General features: G+C 48.8%; 22 protein-coding genes. 10 read left to right on the top strand and 12 right to left on the bottom strand.

The features are described 5' to 3' along the window. Positions 1–88: 88 nt before the first annotated feature. A complete protein-coding gene (locus tag ACJJI6_RS08275) occupies positions 89–1,741 on the bottom strand; it encodes an amidohydrolase (protein WP_475713114.1) in 1,653 nt (550 codons plus the stop codon). A gap of 67 nt (positions 1,742–1,808) precedes the next feature. Continuing rightward, positions 1,809–2,975, bottom strand: a complete 1,167-nt coding sequence (locus ACJJI6_RS08270; RefSeq protein WP_475713113.1) for a PQQ-dependent sugar dehydrogenase — start codon at positions 2,973–2,975, stop codon at positions 1,809–1,811. A 122-nt stretch (positions 2,976–3,097) separates the two neighbouring features. Between ACJJI6_RS08270 and ACJJI6_RS08265 the strand changes: the two genes are divergently transcribed. Beyond that, a complete protein-coding gene (locus ACJJI6_RS08265; RefSeq protein ID WP_282933328.1) occupies positions 3,098–3,304 on the top strand; it encodes a DUF2905 domain-containing protein in 207 nt (68 codons plus the stop codon). A 44-nt stretch (positions 3,305–3,348) separates the two neighbouring features. Here ACJJI6_RS08265 and ACJJI6_RS08260 read toward each other — a convergent pair whose 3' ends face one another. Together ACJJI6_RS08260 and ACJJI6_RS08255 are read right to left on the bottom strand one after the other, a co-directional pair. Then, positions 3,349–4,455, bottom strand: coding sequence for an L-dopachrome tautomerase-related protein (locus tag ACJJI6_RS08260; protein ID WP_475713112.1), 1,107 nt, complete (start codon positions 4,453–4,455; stop codon positions 3,349–3,351). A 27-nt stretch (positions 4,456–4,482) separates the two neighbouring features. Further along, the gene (locus tag ACJJI6_RS08255) at positions 4,483–5,217 is read right to left on the bottom strand and encodes a glycine betaine ABC transporter substrate-binding protein (protein WP_475713111.1); all 735 of its coding nucleotides are present in this window, start codon (positions 5,215–5,217) and stop codon (positions 4,483–4,485) included. A gap of 123 nt (positions 5,218–5,340) precedes the next feature. Here ACJJI6_RS08255 and ACJJI6_RS08250 point away from each other — a divergent pair, with 123 nt between their 5' ends. Next, complete coding sequence (locus ACJJI6_RS08250) at positions 5,341–6,252, top strand: LysR family transcriptional regulator (protein ID WP_475713110.1); 912 nt, start codon at positions 5,341–5,343, stop codon at positions 6,250–6,252. Positions 6,253–6,404: 152 nt separating this feature from the next. Further along, positions 6,405–6,992: an SRPBCC family protein gene (locus tag ACJJI6_RS08245; protein WP_475713109.1), complete on the top strand. Its 588-nt coding sequence runs from the start codon at positions 6,405–6,407 to the stop codon at positions 6,990–6,992. Positions 6,993–7,089: 97 nt separating this feature from the next. On the opposite strand, the gene ACJJI6_RS08240 is transcribed toward ACJJI6_RS08245, so the two are convergent. Further along, positions 7,090–9,264, bottom strand: a complete 2,175-nt coding sequence (locus ACJJI6_RS08240; protein ID WP_475713108.1) for a TonB-dependent hemoglobin/transferrin/lactoferrin family receptor — start codon at positions 9,262–9,264, stop codon at positions 7,090–7,092. 229 nt (positions 9,265–9,493) lie between these two features. Between ACJJI6_RS08240 and ACJJI6_RS08235 the strand changes: the two genes are divergently transcribed. From ACJJI6_RS08235 to ACJJI6_RS08210, 6 genes are all read left to right on the top strand, one after another. Beyond that, positions 9,494–10,024 (top strand): MotA/TolQ/ExbB proton channel family protein, encoded by a 531-nt coding sequence (locus tag ACJJI6_RS08235; RefSeq protein WP_413665263.1) that lies wholly within the window; start codon positions 9,494–9,496, stop codon positions 10,022–10,024. Further along, a complete protein-coding gene (locus ACJJI6_RS08230; protein ID WP_444896781.1) occupies positions 10,024–10,377 on the top strand; it encodes a DUF2149 domain-containing protein in 354 nt (117 codons plus the stop codon). The genes ACJJI6_RS08235 and ACJJI6_RS08230 overlap by 1 nt, the downstream gene beginning before the upstream one ends. Positions 10,378–10,379: 2 nt before the next feature. After that, positions 10,380–14,321 carry a cobaltochelatase subunit CobN gene (gene cobN, locus ACJJI6_RS08225; protein WP_444896782.1) on the top strand — a complete coding sequence of 1,314 codons (3,942 nt, stop codon included), beginning with the start codon at positions 10,380–10,382 and terminating at the stop codon, positions 14,319–14,321. 284 nt (positions 14,322–14,605) lie between these two features. After that, positions 14,606–15,553, top strand: coding sequence for a hypothetical protein (locus ACJJI6_RS08220; protein ID WP_475713107.1), 948 nt, complete (start codon positions 14,606–14,608; stop codon positions 15,551–15,553). A 617-nt stretch (positions 15,554–16,170) separates the two neighbouring features. Continuing rightward, positions 16,171–16,848 (top strand): protease inhibitor BamI-like protein, encoded by a 678-nt coding sequence (locus tag ACJJI6_RS08215; RefSeq protein WP_444896784.1) that lies wholly within the window; start codon positions 16,171–16,173, stop codon positions 16,846–16,848. A 232-nt stretch (positions 16,849–17,080) separates the two neighbouring features. Continuing rightward, positions 17,081–17,851 (top strand): zinc-dependent metalloprotease family protein, encoded by a 771-nt coding sequence (locus ACJJI6_RS08210; RefSeq protein WP_475713106.1) that lies wholly within the window; start codon positions 17,081–17,083, stop codon positions 17,849–17,851. Between the two features lie 104 nt (positions 17,852–17,955). On the opposite strand, the gene ACJJI6_RS08205 is transcribed toward ACJJI6_RS08210, so the two are convergent. The 3 genes from ACJJI6_RS08205 to ACJJI6_RS08195 all read right to left on the bottom strand — a co-directional run bounded on the left by ACJJI6_RS08205 (position 17,956) and on the right by ACJJI6_RS08195 (position 19,825). Further along, positions 17,956–18,312: a DUF4870 domain-containing protein gene (locus ACJJI6_RS08205; RefSeq protein ID WP_413665269.1), complete on the bottom strand. Its 357-nt coding sequence runs from the start codon at positions 18,310–18,312 to the stop codon at positions 17,956–17,958. A gap of 46 nt (positions 18,313–18,358) precedes the next feature. Then, positions 18,359–19,105, bottom strand: coding sequence for a metallophosphoesterase family protein (locus ACJJI6_RS08200; protein ID WP_475713105.1), 747 nt, complete (start codon positions 19,103–19,105; stop codon positions 18,359–18,361). Between the two features lie 87 nt (positions 19,106–19,192). Then, positions 19,193–19,825 carry a LysE family translocator gene (locus ACJJI6_RS08195; RefSeq protein ID WP_475713104.1) on the bottom strand — a complete coding sequence of 211 codons (633 nt, stop codon included), beginning with the start codon at positions 19,823–19,825 and terminating at the stop codon, positions 19,193–19,195. A 126-nt stretch (positions 19,826–19,951) separates the two neighbouring features. Here ACJJI6_RS08195 and ACJJI6_RS08190 point away from each other — a divergent pair, with 126 nt between their 5' ends. Next, complete coding sequence (locus ACJJI6_RS08190; RefSeq protein ID WP_413665273.1) at positions 19,952–21,028, top strand: FAD-dependent oxidoreductase; 1,077 nt, start codon at positions 19,952–19,954, stop codon at positions 21,026–21,028. A gap of 8 nt (positions 21,029–21,036) precedes the next feature. On the opposite strand, the gene ACJJI6_RS08185 is transcribed toward ACJJI6_RS08190, so the two are convergent. From ACJJI6_RS08185 to ACJJI6_RS08170, 4 genes are all read right to left on the bottom strand, one after another. Continuing rightward, positions 21,037–21,468: a phytanoyl-CoA dioxygenase family protein gene (locus ACJJI6_RS08185; protein ID WP_444942086.1), complete on the bottom strand. Its 432-nt coding sequence runs from the start codon at positions 21,466–21,468 to the stop codon at positions 21,037–21,039. 39 nt (positions 21,469–21,507) lie between these two features. Beyond that, complete coding sequence (locus tag ACJJI6_RS08180) at positions 21,508–21,672, bottom strand: NAD(P)-binding domain-containing protein (RefSeq protein WP_413665275.1); 165 nt, start codon at positions 21,670–21,672, stop codon at positions 21,508–21,510. 27 nt (positions 21,673–21,699) lie between these two features. Beyond that, complete coding sequence (locus ACJJI6_RS08175) at positions 21,700–22,782, bottom strand: permease (RefSeq protein WP_413665276.1); 1,083 nt, start codon at positions 22,780–22,782, stop codon at positions 21,700–21,702. Between the two features lie 134 nt (positions 22,783–22,916). Then, on the bottom strand, positions 22,917–24,350 hold the full coding sequence (locus ACJJI6_RS08170) for a hypothetical protein (protein WP_413665277.1): 1,434 nt from the start codon (positions 24,348–24,350) through the stop codon (positions 22,917–22,919). Between the last annotated feature and the right edge of the window lie 77 nt (positions 24,351–24,427).

Genomic DNA, 24,427 nt, shown 5'->3' with positions numbered 1-24,427 from the left:
ATTATGGGGCAGTCGTTGTTTCTGTGAATACCGGCTTTCGCCGGTATTCGTGGTTTGAAGTGCGGGAAAAATGAAGGCCAGTGACTGGCTACAGGGGTTTACGGTAAACCTGTTCTCCTTCAACCCAGGTCTCCAGAACTTGTACCTTCCAGATCTCCTGGGGAGCTATCGTAAAAATATCCTTATCCAGCAAAATAAAATCGGCGAACTTCCCGGCTTCAAGATTGCCGATCACTTTCTCCTGATGGCTGGCATAGGCTGCATCCAGGGTAAAGGCGCGCAGGGCTTGCTCCATAGTCATAGCTTCTTCTGTACGCCAGCCTTTACTGGGGGCTCCCTGGCGGTCGCGGCGGGTAACTGCGGCGTGTAGACCGAAAAGCGGGTTTGCGGGTTCTACAGGGAAGTCGGAGCCTGCGGCGATGGGAGTGCCTTGTTCCAGCAGGGTCTGCCAAGCGTAGGCGCCGATCAGTCGCTTATTCCCCAGGCGGTCTCCGGCCATATTCTTATCGCTGGTAGCGTGAGTGGGCTGCATAGAGGCAATCAGGTTGAGCCGGGCGAAGCGCGGAATATCTTCCACCTCAATAACCTGGGCGTGCTCCACGCGATGGCGATAGCTAGCCTGGCTCTCTGCCTTGTTTAGGGTTTCCAAATGGTTCAATACGATATGGTTAGCCCTGTCGCCGATTGCATGTACGTTAACCTGGAAGTTATTGTCGGTAGCCAGCTTGAGCAAAGCCAACATTTTGTCTTCCGGGTAGAGCAGCAGCCCCTTTTCCTGAGGACGGTCGTGGTAGGGCTCCAGCAGGGCAGCGCCTCGGCTTCCCAAGGCGCCATCGGCGGAAAGTTTAATGCTGCGCATATACAGCCGGTCCGAAGGCTCTCCAATATGCCCCGCCTGAAGTAACTGGGCATAGTTGTGGCTATCTACTGAAAGCATGGGGTAAATACGCAACGGGATGGCTTTCTTATTTGCCAGGTCTCGGTAGGCGTTCAGGGTCTGTTCGCTTATACCCGCATCATGCACACTGGTTAATCCCAGGGAAAGAGCGGTGGTAAATGCATTTTGTAGACTCTTTTTCTCCTGGGCTAAAGTAGGTGCGGGTATCGCCTTGTACATCAGGTTCATGGCGTTATCGATCAGGATGCCTGTCGGGTTGCCGTTTTCATCCCGTAGAATCTCACCGCCATCTGGTGATTGGGTTTCCTTGTTGATCCCCGCTAACTCCAGGGCCCTGGAATTGGCCCAACCTGCGTGGCCATCGACCCGGCGCAACCAAATTGGCTGCTTGATTTCCAATTTATCTAGTTGTTTACGGGTTGGGAAAGCTTTGTTGGGCCAGGTAACCTGGTTCCAGCCACGGCCCGATAGCCATTCGTCGGGCCCCAGATCCCGGGCGTACTTCTTGATGGCTGAGAGTGCTTCTGCAAGGGAGTGATCGCGTAAGTCCAATTCCCCGGTGAGTTGGCCCAGGCCCAGCATATGGCCGTGGGCATCAATTAGGCCTGGAAGTAGGGTTTTACCCTGCGCATCAATTCTATCGGCTGTAGGAAATTGCTTTTCCAGCTGTTGATAGCTTCCAGTTGCCAGTACCTTGCCTTGATCAAAGGCTAAAGCATCGAACGTGAGTAGTTGATCATCAGTAGTTTGGTAGCCGGAAACATTGTGAATCAGAGTGGTGGACTGAACACACAGTGAGGTGGCCATAAGTAGAGTGGCGGTAAGGGGGCGGAAAAAACGCATAGATAGCTTGCCTTATAGGGCGACTTTTGAACCTCGCCCCAACTAGTCGAATATCTTGAGATTCGAGTTATTGTTTTGCTGGATCTATGCGCAGTAAACGGCCTTTGGGGCCATCGGTCAATATGTAAAGACTGCCATCCTGGCCAACTTCTGCGTCGCGTACGCGCTCCCCAACAGGTATCCTTAGCTCGCCAATAGCGGCATCATCTTTTATCTGAATGACCCGTAAATCTTCGCTAACTAACCCGGCGGAAATCAGTCTTCCTCTCCATTCGGGGAAGGCATTGCCGGTATAGAATGCCAGTCCTCCAGGGGCGTGGGTATCGAGCCAGGCCAGTGCGGGCGAGGTAAATTCTGGATCCTCGATTTTGAAGGCTATATTGGAGCCATCTCGATAGTCCCGACCAAAAGTGACCCTTGGCCAGCCATAGTTACTGCCAGCTTTGAGGCGGTTCAATTCGTCGCCTCCAGCGGGGCCGTGTTCGGAGGACCAGATCTCCCCACTTTGTTGATCGATCACCAATCCTTGGGGGTTGCGGTGGCCAAAGCTCCAGATTTGCGGCAGGGCATCTGCTTGGTTTTTGAAAGGGTTGTCGTCGGGAATGGAACCGTCCCCATTAATACGAATAATAGAGCCGAAGTGGGTTTGCAGGTTTTGGGCCTGTTCCCTGGCAAAAATATCGAGAAATTCTTGTGGGGGATTACCGCCATCGCCAATGGTAGCCAGCAACGTTTTATCAGGTAGGAAGGCGAGCCGGGAACCGAAGTGTGCGCCGTTATTTTTACCCTGCGCGGACTTGAATATCTCTTCAAAGTTTTCCAACTTGCCGTCATTCCATTTAGCCCGACCAATGGCAAGTCGGTTGTTGTCCATATTGCCAATGGCATAACTGAAGTAGAGCATCTGGTCTTGAGGGAAGGTGGGGCTCACAGCGATATCAAGCAAGCCCCCTTGGCCAAGAAACAATATTTCTGCTGGAAACTCGATAGGGTTCGCTAATAATTTTCCATCTTTTACAATTCTGAGTTGTCCGCTGCGCTGGGTGATAAGAAAACTTCCATCAGGCAGGCTGGTTATACCCCAAGGGTATTCAAGTGGGCCGGCGATTGAAGTAAGGGTAACCTCTTCGGCGAGCGGGATAGTGCCCCGGGAAATCAAAGGATTACCCTGGCTATTGGCAGCAGTGCTAAAAAAGATGCAGATTGTGACAACTACACTAAGGAGGTATTTCACCACATGGCCTCTATCGATTTGTCTCGGGATTGAGCATAGATAGAGTAGTCACTGGGGAATGTCCAGGCAGTGCGCCAGGGTAATTGTCAGGGCGTTAAATCACTCTGTAGGGAGGTGAATAGATGTCCCGCTGGTTGATTATCGCAGGAATAATTTTAGTGTTGGTTGGGGTGCTATTGCACTTTTCCCCTGGGTTATTCAGCTGGTTTGGGCGCTTGCCGGGAGATATTCGCGTGGAGTCGGGGCGCACCCGTTTTTACTTTCCAATTGTGTCGATGATTATCGTTAGTTTGGTATTGAGTTTACTGGTGAATTTATTTCGACGTTAATAAAAAACCGCCAGGGCAACTATCTCCTGGCGGTGAGAGGGAGTTTAAGGAGTGTAGCGGAAGCGCATCAGCTTGTAGGGCGGCTTGGCATTACCAAGGCCAGAACTGAAAGCAGGGTGCTGGTGAAGTTGGTCCTGGGTGATATATACCCAGCCATTGCTAATGGCGAGGCTGTCAGGCCAGGAGAGTTGTTTTTCCTGTAGCAGAATTTGGTAATTGCCCTGGGTGGTCAGTCCAATGGCGTTATTCTGCAGGTCGGTAACCAGCACGCCACCTCCAGGTGCCATAGCAATGCCATCGCTGGGGTTTTTGGGGCCAAACTCTTCAATTTGTGTGGTTAGTTTGCTCTCGGAAATATCGGCGTCCGCCAACTGCGCCGCAGGAAGACGGAAGATTTTATCGCCGCTGAGGCTGCCAAAGTAGAGCCATTCAGACTTGTCGTCCAGGGCAATGGGATTGAGACCAAAGTGCAGGCTTTTATTCGTATCACCTTCAGTTTTAGCCGCTAGCAAAACTCCGCCGATAATGAGATCCTGCTTTGGCGGCATAAATTCATTAGCGCTTTCCAGTACGCGCCGAGAGCGTCCGGTTTTCAGGTCGACGACAATAATTGCCGGTTTAGTCGCGCCGTTAAAATTACCGAAGGACATATCGGCGATGTAGATTTTTTGGCGCTTTTCATCCAGGGCAAAATCCTGCGGAAATGAATTTTCCACTAATGCGGACTTGGAGATTTCAATCTGTTGGTGCAGTTTATTATTGACGCTGTCCCAGGCGACAAGTTGGACGGGTGTATTTTCACCGCCCATATCCAAAATCCAGACGATGCCTTTGCTGTCAGAGTGAATGCCAATTACTGATCCAAAACCCACTTCACCCTGTTCAGGCCCATCCGCCCAATCTCGATTGGGAAACGGTTGCTTGGAGCCGTTTGCCATTACCTCGAGTACTTTTAGTTTTGGCGCATCCAGTGGGTGCATGCTGACCAGCACCCGGCCATTGAGGGTGACAGTGACACCGGCAGCGCGGGACTCGCTGAACTCAGTGACTGTTTGCAGGGACTCCGCTTCAGCTGCGTGAGTGACGCTGGTGGCTAAGCTGCCAACGCCTACAAGAGCCAGTGCGGCAAATAGTATTTTCGGGGACTTCATTACGACTTCCTTAAATTTAACGGTGTTTTAGTTTTTGGCTTGTTTGCGCAGCGCATCTTCCAAGGCGCTGAGCTTTTTGTTGCCAATATAAAGCTGGGACAGCGCAGCCAGGGCGGCGCTACCAATTTTCTGTTTGGCATCTTTGCGCACGATGAGCGTTGCTTCATCTTGAGTGCCTAGAAGCCCTTTGGGCTCTTTTAGTGCGCGGATGGTGTAGCGGTTGTGGAGAAATTGCGGGTGCCATAAGGGGATCACTACCCAGCGCTCCTGCGCTACGGCGTCTTCAAAACGGTTGAAGCAGTCCGCTTCTGTTCCCGGTCGGAATTCGTAACCTGCCTTATCGAGGGCATAGGCCTGGATCATTTCAGCGGAAAAGCGGCTAATACCCGCACCGGGATTGATTCCCTGGATCAGGCGATCCATACGGGTGAGGGCGGGTTCGCTGAGTAGGTCATCAACGCTGGCAATTGCATTTTCGGGCACATAATCCGGCACACCCCAGATACAGTAGGGCTCATACAGCACGGTCACTTTTTCGACCTGGTCCAGTATGGGGTTCAGATAGACCTCGTGGCTGGAAGGCAGCCAGGCCGAAGCTAAAAGGTCGATTTCCCCATTTTTTAGCAGCTGGAAGGCCGCTTCATGGGGGGCGGACTTGTAGCTGGTTTGGTGGCCGTGAGCCTCAAGAACCTTGGCGACTTCCCGGGCGCTGGCCTCGTGGAACGAGAGCTCAATGTGTCCGATGCGAATACTGTTATCCATACCGAAACTCCCTAGTGTAAGTTTGTGACTGTGCAGTATTTACTGCGATAGGGGTATTGTGGTTGCTTTGATTTACCGGATAAACTGCTATTAATAGAAATCAATATTCGGTATTTCCGATCAATGCTGATAGATAATCTCAAGTTGTTCCTGCAAATTGTTGATAAAGGTAGTCTGGTCGCTGCAGCGCGGGACTCGGGCCTATCTTCCAGCAGGGTTTCCGAGCGCCTTGCGGCATTGGAGTCGCACTTCGGTGTGGTGTTACTGAATCGAACAACCCGGGCAATTAGCCTGACAGAGGAAGGGCGCACCTTGATTGAGGGTGCTAAACAGATTCTGGGTGAAGTGGATGACCTTGAAAGCCGTATTCGATCAGGAGCGCAGACCCTGTCAGGTGGCATTCGCGTAAGTGCCCCCTGCGACTTGGGGCGGGCGATTGTGGCCCCGGAAATTGACCGCTTCTTACTGGATCACCCGGCTATTTCTATTGAATTGCTGTTATCGGATGGCTATGTGGATATTGTCGGACAGGGTATTGATATCGCCTTGCGCTTTGGTGCAATCACCGACAGTTCACTTCGGGTCAGGACCCTGAGCCAAAAGCAGCGCATCCTCTGCGCTTCTCCCAGCTATTTACAAGAGCGCGGCACTCCACAAAGGCCCGAGGACCTGAAGGGTCACAACTGTCTGGTAATGCGTTTCGGTGAAAACCTGGATAGCCACTGGCGCTTTCTCGACGGCCGCGATGGATCGGGGAGTGAGCAAACTGTGGTGGTACGCGGCGACCGGGTGACCAATGACGGGGAACTGGCTCGCCAGTGGTGCCTGAAGGGAAGTGGCATTATTTTAAAATCGGAACTGGATGTAGGGTCGGATATTCAGGCGGGCAGGCTGGTTCACCTGTTAGAAGAGTACACTCCACCGCCGGTACCGCTTCAAATGTTGTTCCCTCCAAGCCGGGCCCAGCCGCGCCGGGTGGCGGTATTTGCAGACCGATTAGCCATGAAATTTATATCCACTTCTGCGATCATTTAATCGCCTCTCTCAAATTGATTGTTATCTTTATTTATTTTGAATTCGTGCCGTAAATCTATGGCTTTTTTTTATTCTTCTATAATTAGGCTTGTGACTTTCTAGTTCATTTATATCAGTGCCAGTATTAAGTTTTTTAGTAGTGGAGGCAGTTGATGATACTAGACATCATATATGCGGTAATTATTCTGTATGTGTTGATTTGCCTGGTGCTGTATTTTAAAGACAAGTCCTACTTCTACAAAAATGCGGCCATTATAAAAGCCCCACCCGGAGCCTTGTTTGATTATGTGGTAGACCTACGAAATTGGGAAAGCAAATATCCGAACACTTTATTTGCGGAATACAATCTGGGGGGCGATAAGTCCACTGTAGGTAGCGTGGCGATCGAAAAATATTGGGGGATTACTGGCTACCACGTAATGAAGCATCAATTAATAAATTATGAGCGGCCCAATAAAATTTCCTGGGAGGGGAAGACGATTTACGGTGGTGCGCTGGTTCTATTATTTTTACCAATTACTAAACACATCACGGGCCATTTCAGTTACACCATTACCGAAATGAAGGGTGGGGCAAGTCACTGGGAGAGACAGTGTTATTTTAAAATGCACTCTGCGAACCCAATTTATCAGCTAGTGTACTTGCTTTATATGCCGTTATTCAGGCTTGAGCTGTTAAAAGCATTGCGGCTATACCAGGCGGAAGTGAAAGAAATGATGGAGAAGATTTACAAGGATTAATTGTATTTTTTTGACGCTGCAAAATAAAAAAAGGCCGCATGGGAGTACGGCCATCAAGGGACTTATTTGCGAGATAGGAGAGTGTAAAACTCGTTAATTAAAAATCGTATCTGATTGACGCAGAGAAAGTACGCCCCGGCGCCGCATTGACAGAAAGATCGCTACCTTCATCCCAGCCTGCGACACTCAGGTAGGGAACGTAGTATTTATCCATCAGGTTGTTAACCGCCAAGTTCACAGACATGGAGTCCATTACCTGATAACCCAGGGTCCAGTCTACAGTGCCATAACCGGCAGTTTCAGTAGCGCCGTCGTTCACTTTTTCCATGCGGTCTGCCCAGCGCACCAGTACCTGGCTGGAGAGTTTGGCTCCGCTGTAGCTTGCACCGACCACGCCAGAAAGTGGGCTGATGCTGGTTAGGTGTTCACCGGTGGTGTCGTTTTCGCCGCGCTGGTAGCTGGCATTGGCAAACAACTCGATTGTTGGAGACAGGTACCAGCTGGCGCTCGCCTCTATACCTTTGATGGTGACGGAATCAATATTTTGATATTGATATTGCTCAAACACATAATCGACGTTGCCATCACCATCAAATACGAACTCACTGTCGATGAGCGTAGCCTCGAGAAAATCATCGTACTCCGTGTAAAACGCGGCGGCACTAAAGGCTACCGGACCTAGGTGCCCACGCAACCCGAGTTCAAAGGTGTCGCTAGTTTCTGGCGATAAATCGTCAGAGGGCACAACTTCGTAGGCATAGCCAGAGAAAAATAAGGAGTGCTCGATATAAGCCAAGTCATAGGCCGGTACTTTAAAGCCCTGACCATACTGGGCAAAGGCTGATAAATTCGGATTAATTTTATAAAGGGCACCCAGATTAAAGGAGACATTGCTTTCTTCTATAGCGGCGAAAGGGGTGTTGTCGGCTTTCAGTGCCCCATTTGGGTCCATTTCGTACCAGTCGTAACGCAGTCCGGGGGTGACAGTGAGCCGGCCATTGGCGAATGCTATTTCGTCATTAATAAACATTCCTGCGCGCGCCACTTCGTTTTCAGGGAATTTTTCAGAAGTGGCATTCAGGGTTGGGGTGGAGTTACCTTCCACTTCTCGGTACTGGTGAACAGTACGCTCGGTCTCAGTTTGCTCTAAATCTATGCCATAGCCCAGGGTGTGGGTTTCATTCAGGGCTTTGCTGGCATTGGACAGTAGGCCTATGGTGTCTTGGCGATAGAGGCCGGTTTCCCACATATGGCGGAGTTCAAAAACACCGAACATAGGTGAGTTAATATCCAGCCGGCCGTACTGTTCGTCTTCCTGCTCAGACTTGTTGTTATATAGTCTGATATTGAGCTGGTCGTAAGCTAATGTTGCTATCTCGCTGTAGTAATGCAATTGATAAGCGAGAGTTTCTTTATCGGAAACAGTTTGCTCTTCGACGATGTTATAGCCGAAGCTGTCCAGGTCGCGGAAGTAGGTCAGTAAGCCATCGGCACTGTCACCGACAGTTTCCTGGTTCCAGTGGTCGATGCTGAAGCTGATAAAGTCTTCGCCACCCAGGTTGTATTTACCTTTGTACAGGATGCTCTTCGATTCAATCTCGAAGGGGTCCTGGGTTTTGTCGTAGTTCTGTTGTTCTTCACCATCGCGGAAGGTGGTGTGCAGCAGTTGCTCAAAATTGCCGGTGCGCAGGGCAAGGGTAGGAGAAACATTTTTCTGGCTGGTGATGCCGTTGTAGCCGGTCTTGATAGAGCCGCCAAACTGCTCGCCATCTTCCAAGTAGTCGGAAGCATCTTTGGTGGTGAATACTACGATACCGGCAAGGGCGTCTGAACCGTACAGGGAGGAGGCTGCGCCTTTGGCAACTTCAACCTGCTTTAGGGTGTCCACTTCAATAAAGCCGCGACCAATAATGTCGTTTTGGCCATTGGCGCCATAACCCTCGTTCACCCGCATACCGTCTTTGATAATCAGTACACGGTCACCGCCCATGCCGCGCACCAGAATATTCTGCGCGCCGCCAGCCTCACCGGTTACTTCAACACCGGGCTCGTATTGGAACAACTGGTTCATGTCATTGAGCTGAAGCTGCTCAATTTCTTCATTGGTCACCACGGAAACGCTGCCCGCAACGTCTTTCAGGGGTTTTTCTGCGCGCCCGCTGACGACGATCAGCTCGAGTTCATTGCTGGACGGAGAGGTCGGGGTCTCTGCGTACAGGTTTGAGGCGGAGGCTAAGCCCAAAATGGCTGCTGCTAGTGGGCGACGTTTCATGGTGAATTCCTTGATGTCGTTGATTCGGTCTGCTCGTTAAGGGTCTCTGGTTGCCCTTTCGCTTGGTCTTGTCGACCAGTTCGGAGCGAGATTATATGGATACTTATTAAAATGTAAAGGTAAATGCGAATCAATATCAATTAGATTAAATTTGACCTTAAAAGTTTCTTTGGGTACTTTCCGCTCAAATTTGTGAACGGCATCAATAGTGGGGCTTGGGAGGCTTGCAGTGAATATTCAATCAATTGAGACCTTAATGGCGGATGTGGCCGACCTGTTTATGGCCCCAGTATTACTGGCGATCCTGGTACTTTTTATCTACTCGCTTTATGCCGCCGGGCGCTTTATTTCACTGTGGATGCTTCGCCGCAAAAATGCCGGAGCCTATCGGTTGGCATTGAAGCAAGGTCGGGTTGAGCGCCTGCCGGGCTACCAGGTGCACAATTTTTATGTGAATAACCCTTTGGCATGTGACGACGAATTGGAAGTTTTTGCGTTAAGAAAACTGGAACTGTTGCGCATGGCTACCCGGATCGCGCCCATGTTGGGTTTGATTGCCACCATGATTCCCATGGGGCCGGCACTTCGCGCCCTGGCCGATGGCAATATCCAGGGAATCAGTGAAAACCTGATTATTGCTTTCGCCGCTGTGATCTGGGGCTTGGTAATCTCCACGATTACCTTCTGGCCTGCCTCAGTGAAAAAGCGCTGGTTTGCCTCTGAGCTGATCAATATCCGCAAGCTGAAGGAGGCCGACTGATGCGCTTCCTCGACGAAGATGAAGAACTGAATCCTATTCTGAGCGCGGTGAACCTGATCGATGTGTTTCTGGTCATTATCGCCGCGCTGCTGATTGCCATTGCGCAAAATCCCTTGAACGTTTTTTCCAATGAAAAGGTCACGGTGATTAAAAATGCCGGCGAACCCAATATGGAAGTGATCGTCAAGGACGGTAAGGAAATCAAACAATACAAATCCACCGGGGAAATTGGCTCAGGGGAGGGCACCCGTGCGGGAGTGGCTTACCAGATGGCCGATGGCAGCCTGGTTTATGTACCGGAAGGGGAAGGTAAAGATGCTCCCACCGGTGAAAAAGCTTCGGGGGGGAATTAGTGGTGCGTAATAAACTATGGGCACAGTTTGTGTGCCTATTGATGAGCTTGGCTTTTGCAACCTTTGCCCAGGCCAGTGATAAACCCAAAGTACTCTTGATGATGTCGAGCCACACGGCCAAGGCAAAAGGTACATTGCTGGCTGATCTCTCTGCAGACCAACCCTTTGAGCTGGAGATCTTTAACAGCAAAGGTAAGAGTGATGAGGAAATCGACCTGGCTTGGTCTTCCGCTGAACTGATAATGCTGGATGGCATCAACCCGGCGCTTTCTGCTTTTATGTTTGGCAAGTTCCAGCCAATGCTGGCCAAGCATCCGCAAGTTCCGGTGATTTCCCTGGGGGATGCAGATAATAAGTCCATGAACCAGGGGTTGGCAGAGTCCGAGCATCGGGCGATAGCCGCTTATTTTAATAATGCGGGCCGCAAAAACTACCGGTATATGATGCAGTTTTTGTCGGCAGAGGTATTTGACCTTTCCAGTGGCTCAGTACCGGAACCGATAATTGTACCCAAGGTGGGTTTTTATCATCCCCGCCTGGAGCAGCTTGTCACCGATAAAGAGGAATTTTTCTTTGACTGGTTAAAGCCCGCTGAGCAGCAGCCAGTGATTGCTGTGGCTATCCATCGCTCCGTGGTGGATTACGAGCAGCAGCAGGTTGTCGACACCCTGTTGGATGGTCTTGAGGCTAAAGGTGCCAAGGCTTTCGCCTTCTTCTTTGAAGGCGAAGACTTGCCGCTTTCCTATCCAGACTTATTGCAAACCGACAGCGGCAATACCCGTGTCGACTTGATGATTAATTACCGCTCCCTGCACTATGTCAGCAAGCGCCGCGCTGAATTTGAGAAGTTGGGAGTGCCGGTTATTCACGCGCTCAATTACACCGAGGGCAGCGAAGAAGAATATTTTGCTGATAATAGCGGTGTATCTCCATCCCTGACTCCATTCTTCCTGGTAATGCCTGAAGATACTGGCAGCATCGATCCGGTGATTATCGCTGCTAATAAAGACGGCAATAAAGTAGTGATGGATGTACAGATGCAGGCCTTGATAGAGCGCGCCTGGAATCACGCCTCCCTCGCTTATCAAAGCAACACCAATAAAAAGGTGGCAACGTTTATTTGGAACTACCCGCCCGGGGAAAAAAATATCGGTGCGGCTTTCCTGGATGTACCCAGCTCGATTGAGTCGATTGCCCAGGCAATGCGCGAAAGAGGCTATGAGGTACATATCAGGGATTCAAAAACCCTTATCGATTGGGCCGGGCAGTTGTTGCGCCCTTATTATCGTCGCGAAGACAGCGTAGCCTTGATCGATAAAGGGCTGGCTGATTGGATGCCGCTGTCCACCTATCAAGCCTGGTTTGACCAACTGCCTGCAACTGTACGGGATCCTATTGTAGAGCGTTGGGGCAAGCCGGAAGACAATGCCATGTTGGCCGAACATAACGGCGAGCCTGCATTTGTTATTCCCCGGATGACCCTTGGCAATTTGATTGTGTTGCCGCAAGGCGTTCGCGCGGACAATGCCAAGGATCACTCTTCCCTATACCACGATATGAAAACCCCGGTGAACCACGCCTACCTGGCGGTTTACCTCTATGCGCGGGAAACCTTTGGTGCCGATGCCTACATTCACCTGGGAACCCATGGCTCCCAGGAGTGGCTCAGTGGCAAAGAGCGGGGCCTGTCGGTTTACGATGCACCCAGTTTGGCCCTGGGAAATATCCCGGTGTTCTACCCCTACATTATCGATAACGTGGGAGAGGCCATGCAGGCCAAGCGCCGTGGCCGTGCCACCATGATCAGCCACTTGACCCCAGGCTTCGCGAAAGCGGGCTTGTATGCGGAAGTGGCTGAGTTGTCCGAGTTAATTGGCAATTACCTGGTATTGTCTGAGGGGCAGACCCGGGCCAATACCCAAGAGCGTATTATCAGTCTGGCCGAAGAGCTCAATATGCTCAAGGATCTGGAAATCAGTGCTGAAGCCTTAAGTGCGGATTTTGATGGCCAACTGAGCCGCTTGCAGGATCATTTGGGTCAATTGGCAGAGATGAGCCAGCCGCTGGGCATCCATCGTTTTGGTCAGCTGCCCAAAACCGAACACCTCACCAGCACCATGCTGCAAATGTTGGGTGAAGGGTTTATCACCGCAGCGGATGAATATGAGGCGGAGCACGGGTTGCGTTTGCCGGAAGAGCAAACCCGGGACGAGCGCAATGTTGTGGCTTTGGAAGCGCAGGCAGGGTTCCAGTTACTGGATACCTTCCTGGAGGGCGGTGAGCTGGAGCAGGTTCCTGAGCCCTTGCAGGCCCAGTTGGATCAGGCCCGGGAATACTCCGATAACTTTGCCAAAATTGCCGAGCTGGAAAACCTGATGTCGGCACTCGATGGTAACTACATTCCTGTAAGCCATGGGGGTGACCCGATTCGCAACCCGCAGGCGGTGCCCACCGGCCGCAACCTGATTGGCTTTAACCCGGCTAAGGTCCCATCGAAGGAAGCCTATGAAGCTGGTGTACAGCTGATGGACCAGACCATTGCTGACTACCATGCAAAGCATGGCCGCTTCCCGGACAAGTTGGCTTTCTCCCTGTGGTCCCTTGAAACCATGCGCCACCAGGGAGCCCTGGAAGCCCAGATCCTGCACGCCCTGGGCCTAAAACCCAAGTGGAACCAGCAGGGCAATGTTACCGGTACAGAAGTTATTCCCTACTCGGAATTAAAGCGCCCGCGTATTGATGTCGTAATCTCTGCGACAGGCCTTTATAGGGATGCTTTCCCCAACGTGATGCTGTGGTTGGCAGAAGCCATCGATAAAGTGGCGCAGATGAAAGAAGACAATAACTTTGTTTACCGCCACAGCCAGGCATTGCAACAGCAGCTGCTGGAAGACGGCAACAGTGAAGAGGATTCACGCTATTTGTCATCGGTGCGTATCTTCTCCAATGAAAGCGGCAACTATGGAACGGGTCTTGCCGCCGCCAGCCTGGCCTCTGACAGTTGGGAGGGGGATGACAAGCTCGCTGACCTCTATATGCGCCGTATGGGCTTTGCCTATGGCAAAGATGAATCCCGCTGGAGCGAGGATCAGCGCAGTGTTGAGCTGTACGGCAAGGTGCTGTCTGGCACTGATGGGGTGATTTTTTCCCGCTCCACCAACCTCTACGCCATGATGACCAATGATGATCCCTTCCAATACTTTGGCGGTATCGGTCTGGCAGTTCGCAATCTGGATGGCGCAACGCCGGAAATGTATGTTTCCAATTTGCGTCGCAAAGATAACGTAAAAGCGCAAACCCTTGCGGAGTTCGTTAACCAGGAAATGCGCAGCCGTTACTTCCACCCCCGCTGGATTGAGGCGATGCAGGATTCCGGCTACGCCGGCGCTACCGCTATCCTGGATCGCGTCAACAATATGTGGGGCTGGGAAGTAATGACTCCGGAAACCATTCGCGACGACCAATGGCAGGAAATGTTTGAAGTCTACGTGGATGACAAATATGAAATGGACATGCGCGAATTCTTCGAAGAGCACAATGCCGAGGCCCTGGCCCAGATGTTGGAGCGAATGCTGGAAGCGGTGCGCAAGGGATATTGGGATGCGAAGCCTGAAACCCTGGAGAAAATGGTAGAGACCTACACCGAGCTGGCAAATCAGTTTGATGTGGCTACCGACAATGACAAGTTCAAGGAATTCGTCAATCAGCAGGCACTAGGGTTCGGCCTCGCGGCCCTGGCCAATGCCCAGGTATTGGATAACCCTCAGGTTAGCAGCGCCAATGCTGCGCAACAGGTCAGTGGCCAGAAGCTGGAGCAGGTTGCTGAGCCGACGCCCAGTGATAAGCCGGAAAAGCTGATATGGCTACTGTTGATGGCTATTGTGTTGGCAGGCTTTGTCAGCGGTTTCTTTGATCATAAGTGGGTGCGAACCAAGCCCGCTTAATGCCCTTCTTTAACGGCACCCGATCTGCTTAAGGCCGGGTGCCGTTAACCCCCCTCTGTTTTACCCCTTTCGTGTAAATATTCTTAAAGCTGCCTCGGCTACAGGGTTAAGAATTGTTGACCCCGGCAACTATTACTCTCTTACTGTGTTAGCTTTCTATATAGAAGGTAAAAAGTGCATTTTGATTACTTTGTAAATCATTAAGCTTGCAGCTTGTCAGATTAATAGGGCTACAGCTTGGTGAGCTTACGACTATAGCTGTCTCTCGAAAGGAGGTTGGAACGATGGGAAAACGATATCAGGCGGCCTTCCTGGGCCTTATATCGATTACGGCAAATGCCTGGTCTCTGGAAAACCCTTACTCGAGCAATGGGGCGGTGGCTGAGGGTTCTGCCAAAGTAGAAACGGAGAACCTGTTTTCCTGTGCTTCCGGTCGCTCCCGGTTGTCGCCAATGGGGGTGAAGCAGGTAGAGGGCAAAGCCTTTACCGTTCCGGCTGAAGTGAATTACAGCAAGCGGTACTTTGCTGCAGATCTCTATAACCAGTGCTCTGGGGTCACTCCATCCTCATTGGAGGATATGGACCTTACAAAGGTACCGGTGGTCGATATCGACAAAGAAGGCGAGGTGGTTACCGGTTATATCTTTGCCGACAATTATTTTGAGCTATATATCAATGGCAAGTTAGTTGCTGTTGATCCGGTTCCATTTACGCCATTTAACTCCAGTGTGGTTAAGTTCAGGGTAAAGAGACCCTACGATATCGCTGTAAAAGCGGTTGACTGGGAGGAGAACTTAGGGGAGGGCACAGAGAGTAATAGAGGTGTCCGCACTCACGCCGGTGACGGTGGCTTTATTGCCAGCTTTTCTGACGGTACCAAAACGAATTCAAAGTGGCATGCACAAACTTTTTATACTGCACCTATTTATGATTTGGGGTGCATGAAAGAGCGGGGAGAAGAGCGAACCTCCTCGGACTGTGCTGAGAGGCCCCCAAAACCAGGTGCACAAGTCTATTCTCTGCACTGGGATATTCCGAAAAATTGGAAAGTCGACGATCGCTATCTTTCTTGGCCTTATGCGACAGAGTACACGGAGCAGCAGATAGGTGTGGACAATAAAGCGGCGTATATGAATTTTCGGAAACAGTTTTATGGCAGTGGTGCTAAATTTATCTGGTCAAAAAATATAGTCCTGGATAATTTGGTGTTGTTGCGCTATCGAGTTGAGTAACGGTGTCACCATTGGCCAATTAACTGCTGTGCGCTGAAGTTACTCCGTACAGCTTTATCTCTACCCAATCAAGAATAAACAGATTGTCTGAATTGCCTGCCTAGTTACGATTTTCCAGTTTGTCCTTATATTCACTTTTTTCTACCAGAAAATTCCATTCCAAAATTGAAGAGAAATTTTGAGCTCTCACTTTTTTCTTCTATTGTCTTTCACACGCTGAAATTGTTGATTCTGCTTAAAAATCTATCAAATTTGTTTCTTGTGAAACTTATTTTTTTGGTTTTTTGCAGGTGACTCCTGATCGTATTTGGGGGGGGATCTCACCACAGGTATTTGGCTTGAACTAATTTGGTGCAAAAAGGGTTTTCGTGAAGCATGTCTGCTTTAATTCCGACGTTCCCCACAGTTTTGAAAAATAATTTAGATTCTGTTCAGTTTTTATGAAAATTATGTGAAAAATTTCCCAAAAAAAAGCTGCGTGATAATTAGGATCGATCGTCTCAACTAAATATCGAATGTTAAGAATCGTAAAGATGCCAACATGAGGTAAGGCTGGTTAAGCTGTCGATAGGACGTGCTTTGCCGTTGCACGTAGCATTATTTTGAGAGAAAAGCTTGTGAGAAAAATAATTCCTCTCGTCGCCATTGCAGTGGCAGCAGGGTATTTCGTTTGGTCCAAAAGCCAATCTGAAGGTCAAAAACCAGTCGCTGAGCTGGAAAAGCCCAAGCCAGCTATCAGTAAATCTACTCAAAAAGCAGAGCCGCTTAAACCTGAGGAGGTTCAGGTGGGTGAAGAAGAACTCCTCGAAAGTGATGAAGAAAAAGCACTTTGGGTTGAGTCAGAGCTGGCCAGGGAAGCTCTTTATGAAAATGGTCGCCTACCAGTAGATCTCAATGGTGAAACCTATCTCGAGCTGGATATTGATATGCTCCGGAATCTCACTGTTGGTGATTACGTCGACATTGACTTGCCAGGTATTGAAGGTGATTACGATGCTCAGGTTGGCAGTATTGAAGAGCATGCCAGTGGCAACAAAAGCGTACAATTAAATCTCCCGGGGATGACTCGCCTGCATGGCGCAACTTTTACTCTCGGAGCAAACTCTGTTTATGCACAGCTAAACTTACCTTCCGGGTCATACACAATGGAAGGTCAGGGTAGTTATGCGTGGATAGCGCCTAATGGTGCATTAATTAAAAACCACGTAGAGAAACACGATAAGGATATGTCCTCGGAAGCACCTCGTGAAAAGACCTGGTCGGATGACGATTTACCGCTAAACGACTTCAAATAAGAAGAAATTGATTCAAAGTAATTATGCTTTGAATTAATAATCAGGCAAAGGAAGGCCCAAGTAAATCCTGCAGATACCGGGGGCTCGTCTCCTCAGGCGGTTAAAGGACTAGGGATAGTTTTTTAATCGAGTCAGGGTATTAAAAGCGTACTGTTACTCCTTTGGGCAGCAATTTTAATTAATTGCTGGGGGAGGAGTGTGCACTACTTATTATAATAAAAGGAGTCTTATAATGAACCTGAAGAAAAGCCTGGCCGCTGCTATTGCAGCACTGACTGTTTCTGGCGCTGCGAGTGCCGATACCGTCGATATCGCTATTATGTACACTACACCTGCTGCGGAGTATACCGGTGATATCTCAGCCAAGATCGATAGCTATATCAGCTATGCGAACAATTCCTTTTCAAGGAATGGTATTGATATCCAGTTGAACCTGGTAGACACCTGGGAAGCTACCAGCTCCGATCTCCGTGTTAACGAAGAAACCCTGGACCTGATTACCTTCCACGACACTGTGAATAACTGGCGTTCCTCTGAAAAGGCGGATATGGTGGTTTTCCTGGGTAAAGCTGAAGAAACTGTAATCGACGGCAACACCTACATCACCTGTGGTATTGCCTGGGTTGGACAGGGTAGCAATGGCACCATGTACTCCAGCGCAAAAGAGCGCGCTTACAGCGTAACTGGCGTTGACTGTGGTTATAACACCTTCGTTCACGAGCTGGGCCACAATATGGGTCTGCTTCACTCAACCAAGCAGGGTGATACCTCTGGTGGCGTTTACTCTTACGGTATGGGTCACGGTGTAGATAACAAGTTCTCTACCATCATGGCTTACCCTTGGAAATACGGCGAAAACGTTACCCAGTACGATTGGTTTTCTGATCCTGACTGGTACGAGTGTGGTGGCTTGGCCTGTGGTGAGCGCTCAAACGGCGTAGACATTTCTAACGCTTACCGTGCTCTCGGTCCTATCACTGATGATATCTCTGGTTACTACTAATCGGCGCTAACCTGCTGAATGTAATATAGAGATTACTGGCTTATAGCCAAGGGAAATCGGGAGGTGCTCTCCCGATTTCTCATCTGGAAGGAACGGTTAATTATTTAACCAAAAAATCGAATACTAAGTGGGTAGCGCCAAAATTGGCCTTCATTGGCCCGGATTGCACCAATCACAATAAATATTACATTGATTATTGCCAATGCAATCAGTCCAAAAATACCGATAATAAAAAATATCAGTATGGCGGAAATAATAGAATAGATAAGTAAGCTTAACATCCAGTTGAATATCATCTTGCCGTGTTTGTCAATTTCTTGAGAGCGGTCCCTTGTTGTCGCCCACATAATAATGGGTAAAACAAAACCAGCACCAGGAATCACGACCCAAGCCAATTGACTTAGATGAAGCAACATTAGGAAGGTATTTAGTTCCATATCCCAAGGGCGATAATCTTCCATTTGGCGACTTTCCTTTTGATTCAATGTCCTATGCAAGCTGACTTACCTAGCTGGCTCGTCCGGTTGACAGATAGAAACCCCAGTCATCTCTCCCTTGCGCAATAGCAGCTTGAACAGCTTTATCTGTATCATAACTTACCTTAAAAAATTCTGCGTTCCAGGCTCCATTTTTGCTTCTCTCTATCAGGGCGTAACTCGCATGGGGGCTAAAGGTTTCCATTATATGGGGTTGCGGTTCACTGTCAGTGTAAGCCGGTAGCCCAACGCTGCCTGGATTTACGACCAGCTGGCCACTACCGACAGAGACACAGCGTGGTTGATGTGTATGCCCACATAGAATGACTTTTGAGGAAATCTTTCCAAGGAGGTTGAGGATTTCATGGTTGGAGCGTATCTGGGGGCGGCCGCTGCTGGTATCTTCCAGCAGATATATGAGGTCACTACTGGGTGTTCCATGGCAAAGAAAGACTTCATCGGTGATTTGTAAGCTGGGTGGTAACTGCTTCATCCATAATAGTGGTTTAACACCAAGGTCTTTCAGAATAAATTGCAGGGTTGGGTTGCTTTCTATTTCGGTAGATGTGGCTTCATATATTTGCCGGTCCTGATTACCGCGAATTGTCGTGTAACCTTGCTCCATTAAGCGTTCATAGGTGAGTCGTGGCGCAATAGGGCCATATAAAATATCACCCAGGTTCACCGTTAGATCGGCGCCTCTCTTTTTTAGATCAGCAACAATGGCATCGAGGGCATAAACATTGCTATGGATGTCAGACAGGACCGCTATTCGCATTGAGCTCTCCGCTGGACTGCTGAAAGTACTTTGACTGCCGCTATATTTTCACAGAAAGCTTCCTGTCGTCCATAAAACTATAAAAAATCAGCGGTCAAAAGCCAGGCGAGAGGCCAAGCCGAGGAAAATAACTCCAAGAAAACCATCCAGGTGCCGCTGAATATTGGCCTGTGTAGCAAGAGATTTTCCCAGCTTGCTAAACGATAGGGATACCAGGGTGTTAAAAGCCAACGCTGTAATGCTTAAGAGTATGCCCAATACAAGGATTTGGGGCGTGATTGCCTGGGATGACACGGTAAATTGAGGCAGGAAAAGGCTAAAGAAAAGTAGGGCTTTGGGGTTCATTAGGTTGTTGAGCAAGCCTCGGGCCATCAGCTGTGCTGCCGACAGTGCCACGGTATCTGGTTGGTTATTTTGTGCCACTTTATTTGAACGCCAATTGCGAAGGAGTGACAATCCAAGCCAAGCTAAATATACGGCTCCCACCAGTTTTACTACCAGTGCCACCAGAGGCATCGTCTGCATAATATGTCCGAGTCCGAGAGCAACTAGCGCCGTTTGCACTATCCCAGCAGTAAAAATGCCCAATGAGATCATTACTCCTGCAGCGAATCCACGAGCGGAAGAGTAAGCAGATATTAACAGTAGGTCTGGACCAGGGGAGGCCGCTAGAACAATCGCTGCGAGCAAGAAGGCGGGTAAAATACTGAGGTCGATCATATGAGGGGTGCCTTGAAATTGCGATTTTATCACAGCAGGTGTGTTTACTTCTATGATGGCCGTGCCTTGCTTTTTCCCGGGCTTCTACAATAGAAGTGAGTTCTACGGCAGGGTGCAATGCTACCAGTGAGCCATATAGACCGTGTGTTAGTGGTTGGTGCGGGTCCAACGGGGTTGGCGGCAGCTTGTGCTTTGTCTTTCTATGGAATCAAATGCCGAATAGTTGAACGCCGTACCAAGCCCAGTGAACTCTCTCGGGCAGTCGGTATTTTTCCCTGCACCATCAGGCGCCTTCTTAAGGTTGGTGTTTCAGATAACTTGGTATCTGAGGCGATGCGACTCTGCAAAGTTCAATATCTTCAAGCGGGTAGGCCGCTGTTATTTTTGGACAACCGGGGCGATGCATATAAAGAGTATGTGGGCTTTGGGTTACCGCAAAATCGCACCGAGGAAATTTTGCGAGATGCTTTACTTGAGCAAGGCGTTTCAGTTGAATATGGCGTGGCTGCTACTGAAGTGGATTCTAGTGATCACCGGGTGGTAGTTACCCTGTCTGACGGCAGTGTCGAATGCTTTGACTGGTTAATTGCTGCTGACGGAGTTCATTCAACAATTCGTGAGAAACTGAGTATTCCATTTTCTGGTACAGATTTGCCGGAACCTTGGGGAGTCGCTGATGTAGATATAGAAGGAGAGTGTGATCCCGATTTAGTTAGCGTGGATATTCAGCGGCCCGGCAATCAATTTACAATTACTTTACCTATGGGTAAACAGCGTTTAAGAGTAGTTGCTACCCAGCCAGATGCGTTGGGAGCACTAGATGTGCCGCTAAAAATTAAGAATATCCATCGCTCCGGTAGTTTTCAAATTTCAATTCGGCAGGCGAAGAGTTATCGCTCCCAGCGCGTACTTTTAGTCGGAGACGCCGCTCACTGCCATTCTCCAGTAGGTGGTAAAGGTATGAATCTGGGTATTGCCGATGCGATAGCTGCGGTTGATGCCATTATAAACGGTACAGTAGATAGTTATTCCGATGAAAGGCGTAAAATAGGCGCGGCGACGATTCGAAAGACAGAAATTGTTAGGCGGATTATAAGCTCAAATTCCTTGCTAAATAAAATATTGGTGCGGATGTTGGCAAAGCTCGCCGTATCTTTTCCGGTGGTACGACAAGCATATACCCAAAACCTGACAAAGCTTTAAATGAACGTTTATTCTTTAAGGATTTCGTTGTAACCGTAGGTATCATTGCCGAAAACCTGAAAAGTGTCGATTTTAGGGGTATCATATTCGACAAGTCCCTCATAGGTTGAATATAAATCTTTTCCGTAGGGGGCTACCTTTATGTGGTTGGCAGTGCATCTTCCTACAAAGGAGAACCTTCTACTATTATCGCTGGTATTGGAATGGGAAGCATGTAAGTTCAATGAAGAAAAGATCAAACACTCCCCAGCTTTCATCTCTAAATCTATCACCATAAATTGATTAAGGAAATCATCTCCAATTAATTTTATGGAGCTAAATAAAATAAGAGTACTTTTATTAATTGGCTCCAAAGTTTTGGCTGATGGACCTAAATACTCGTCCACTATTTCACGGCCTGTAGGTAAGTATTCCCTATTTGGATATACCCAGCCATTCATATCAAGGAGGTTAGCAACTGCTTTATCAATGATATAAGGTCAGAGTGTAAAAACCCGAACATGGCCCCAATCCAGCATGGCGCTGCCGGCCGATATGCCTTTCTCTAAAACCAAGGGCTTCAGTTTTCTCGACAAGAGCTGTACAGCGGCAGCAATTCCAATAGGCCCTGCGCCAATGATAATCGCGTCGTGTATCTTGTTCATAAGTCTCTACCTCCAAAATACCTGGAATTAAAACAGAAGGGTGTACAGGTAACCCGCTGTGATAGCCATACCTAAAACAACCACTAAAAATGCTGCGATCATCTGGGTTTTAAAGATGGACCTTAATAGGATAACTTCTGTCAGGCTGGCGCCAGCACTGCCGATAATTAGTGCCATTACCGATCCGAGAGCCATGCCCTTTTGCACCAAACCAGCACTCAGAGGGATAACAGCAGAGGCACGTATATAGAGTGGAATACCGATTACAGCTGCAATTGGAATCGCGTACCACTTGTTTTCTCCTGCGTAGGTTACGATCAAATCAGTAGGAACAAATCCGTAAATGAATGATCCCAGAGAAATACCGAGCAGTAAATAGGGGAGTGTTTTTTTAAAATCTATCCAGGTGGAATTCCAAATAATGACCCAGCGATTTAGTTTCTGGGTTTCTACTCCCCCCTCAGAATCACAGCTATTTGCCGGAGTATTGATACAGCAGGATGTAGTTTCTCCAGTTTTTGCAGCTGATGATAGAGAAGATATTGTTGCTGTATTGGTTGCGCCAGTTGTAGCCAAGACTCCATTATTAAATGCCAAATTATTGGCTATCCCTTTGTTCTCACTGGGTGAAGGGGGATTTTTACTATTTGTGTCTCGGTAGACACCATCGCGGACAAAACGCTCGAATCCAAATTTTTCCAGTGCAAATCCCGCAGAAATTGACACAGTCATCGCTAGAGTGAAATAAAAAATCGCTACGTTGAGACCAAATGTAAAGATCAACAAGCCAATAACAATCGGATTAAGTAGAGGGCTGGAGAATAGGAACACCATCATTGGTCCGAAACCAGCGCGGGCGCGAAGTAGTCCCTTCAAAAATGGAATAGTAGAGCATGAACAGAAAGGTGTAATGGAGCCAAGTAATGCGGCTATTACGTAGCCTCGGCCATTGCGTGAGCTTAGGGTCGCTTGGATTTTTTCCGGTGTAATGTACTGCTGCAATACACCAACGAGGTAGCTGATAGCTAAAAATAATACTGTCAGCTCAACTGCAAGAAAAGCAAACATAGAGAGAGCTTCTTCTAGCATGGATACGAACTCTGGGGGCATTGTTTTAGCTCCTTAATTAAATTTGTTATTACTAGAAATATAGAAATAATGAATTTTGTCAGTGTGTTTTCATTAGCTTTGAAGTGTGATTTATGGTGCCAAGAGATCCTTTTTACGGATTGCTTGTGATGTTGTCAGGCGACATTGGATATCAGTGAATCTAAAACGCCCTTGCCGCTATGCACGCCACCCTCCATTTCCTGAGAGGATTTACTTCGAACTAAGTAGCCGGCAAAACCTTGTTCTGAAGTAGCTGGTTGACCATTGAAATGAACCGTAAACATACCTATTTCACTGATTAAATCGCCTACTAAATATAATTCAGAGTCTTTGACTACCAGGGCGGGATTGCTTCTAGGGGGCGGGCTCAAGCGTGGCATTAGTGCCCAGGCAGGGTATTCGTCTACTGAGAGCTGTTTGAGTTTCAGCTTGATATCCTGACCAAAGACACAGTGCCCGCCGCCTTCTCCCTGATTTTTGAGCACCCACTTAGAGGCGTTCTGCTGACTGAACCATTCTATCGTCTCTGATGAAATTGGTTGCATCTCGCCAAGTAATGACTTGATTAAAACCGCTTCATCCTGGGATACATTGAATCCGGTTAGCATTTCTACTGACATGGACGAAAGGATCATTTGTACACGCTTGCTGGTAGCCAGTTGTTGGCTTACGGTTGCATTAATTGCGATCCGATGGCTCTCAAGCAAAATTCGCGATTGCATCAGTGTTTCACAGCAGCGCTCGCTATCCAGGTCTTTGGCGACATAATCACAGTAGTTGTAGCCGGCTCGTAAATACACGCAATCTACAGGGCCGATTCCTTGCAGCAGGAGCCTATTGTTGGGGCCTGTTACCAGGCCCGCTTTGAGTTCGCGAAAGGTCTGTCGTACCGTACGTATGCCTTTTTCAGCTAAGGCATATTCAAGAAGGTGTTGGTCGAAAACATTGTCTTCATATTCCTGTATCACCATTAGAAATGTTGGGTTGCCACCATCTCCAAATTCGCTTTTGATGGCTCTTGTCGCATCGGCAAGGCCTTGGGAGAGTCGCTCAATTGCTGGGTTCTCTATAGGTTGGCCGTTCGAAGTATTGGACCAATCGGAATAGGTCTCAGGACTTTGCGAGCGTATGAATTGGTGCAACTCATAAATACGCTGCCCGAAGGGCCCCATTCCTGCTGCGATTCCATTGAACTCAATGAGCTTTGGTCCTTGGCTCACATCGTCCATAAAGTCACTTCTCATAATCAGGAGGGGGAGGCGGGGCGCATTTTTTATTTGACCATGCATGGCGAGTAAGGCACCGAAAAACGGGTCTCCATGTGCAACAGGCCTGATAGCTTCGTGAAGAAATTGGTGATCTTCTGAGACTTGATGGATCAGCTTTCCCAATAGGGGTACTGCTTTCTTTAACGTCTCAAACCGTTCCAGGGCGATAGTACTTGGGGTAAGGCTGAAAGGCACATGGCTCGCTGAGCCACGACTAGATTTGAAAGCCAAGCCATGGGCAAGCCCCCACTCTACCGCTTCATTGGCTGCCTGAATGGCGTTTGGATGGCTCTTTTTCATGGTTTCCTCTGGCCTTTGTATGCTGGGGTACACAACTCAAATGATATGATATTTCTAGAATAATAGAAATATAGATG

It is taken from the genome of Microbulbifer maximicatervae (SeqCode), assembly GCF_056232625.1.
The sequence above is the reverse complement of the archived record's forward strand: the minus strand, read 5'-3'. Positions and strand labels throughout refer to the sequence as shown.

Bases quoted from the DNA above. Each gene is read 5' to 3' on its own strand.
- ACJJI6_RS08275 (WP_475713114.1), bottom strand. From the start codon at position 1,741: ATGCGTTTTTTCCGCCCCCTTACCGCCACTCTACTTATGGCCACCTCA.
- ACJJI6_RS08265 (WP_282933328.1), top strand. From the start codon at position 3,098: ATGTCCCGCTGGTTGATTATCGCAGGAATAATTTTAGTGTTGGTTGGG.
- ACJJI6_RS08260 (WP_475713112.1), bottom strand. From the start codon at position 4,455: ATGAAGTCCCCGAAAATACTATTTGCCGCACTGGCTCTTGTAGGCGTT.
- ACJJI6_RS08255 (WP_475713111.1), bottom strand. From the start codon at position 5,217: ATGGATAACAGTATTCGCATCGGACACATTGAGCTCTCGTTCCACGAG.
- ACJJI6_RS08250 (WP_475713110.1), top strand. From the start codon at position 5,341: ATGCTGATAGATAATCTCAAGTTGTTCCTGCAAATTGTTGATAAAGGT.
- ACJJI6_RS08245 (WP_475713109.1), top strand. From the start codon at position 6,405: ATGATACTAGACATCATATATGCGGTAATTATTCTGTATGTGTTGATT.
- ACJJI6_RS08240 (WP_475713108.1), bottom strand. From the start codon at position 9,264: ATGAAACGTCGCCCACTAGCAGCAGCCATTTTGGGCTTAGCCTCCGCC.
- ACJJI6_RS08230 (WP_444896781.1), top strand. From the start codon at position 10,024: ATGCGCTTCCTCGACGAAGATGAAGAACTGAATCCTATTCTGAGCGCG.
- ACJJI6_RS08220 (WP_475713107.1), top strand. From the start codon at position 14,606: ATGGGAAAACGATATCAGGCGGCCTTCCTGGGCCTTATATCGATTACG.
- ACJJI6_RS08210 (WP_475713106.1), top strand. From the start codon at position 17,081: ATGAACCTGAAGAAAAGCCTGGCCGCTGCTATTGCAGCACTGACTGTT.
- ACJJI6_RS08205 (WP_413665269.1), bottom strand. From the start codon at position 18,312: ATGGAAGATTATCGCCCTTGGGATATGGAACTAAATACCTTCCTAATG.
- ACJJI6_RS08200 (WP_475713105.1), bottom strand. From the start codon at position 19,105: ATGCGAATAGCGGTCCTGTCTGACATCCATAGCAATGTTTATGCCCTC.
- ACJJI6_RS08195 (WP_475713104.1), bottom strand. From the start codon at position 19,825: ATGATCGACCTCAGTATTTTACCCGCCTTCTTGCTCGCAGCGATTGTT.
- ACJJI6_RS08185 (WP_444942086.1), bottom strand. From the start codon at position 21,468: ATGAATGGCTGGGTATATCCAAATAGGGAATACTTACCTACAGGCCGT.
- ACJJI6_RS08180 (WP_413665275.1), bottom strand. From the start codon at position 21,672: ATGAACAAGATACACGACGCGATTATCATTGGCGCAGGGCCTATTGGA.
- ACJJI6_RS08175 (WP_413665276.1), bottom strand. From the start codon at position 22,782: ATGCCCCCAGAGTTCGTATCCATGCTAGAAGAAGCTCTCTCTATGTTT.
- ACJJI6_RS08170 (WP_413665277.1), bottom strand. From the start codon at position 24,350: ATGAAAAAGAGCCATCCAAACGCCATTCAGGCAGCCAATGAAGCGGTA.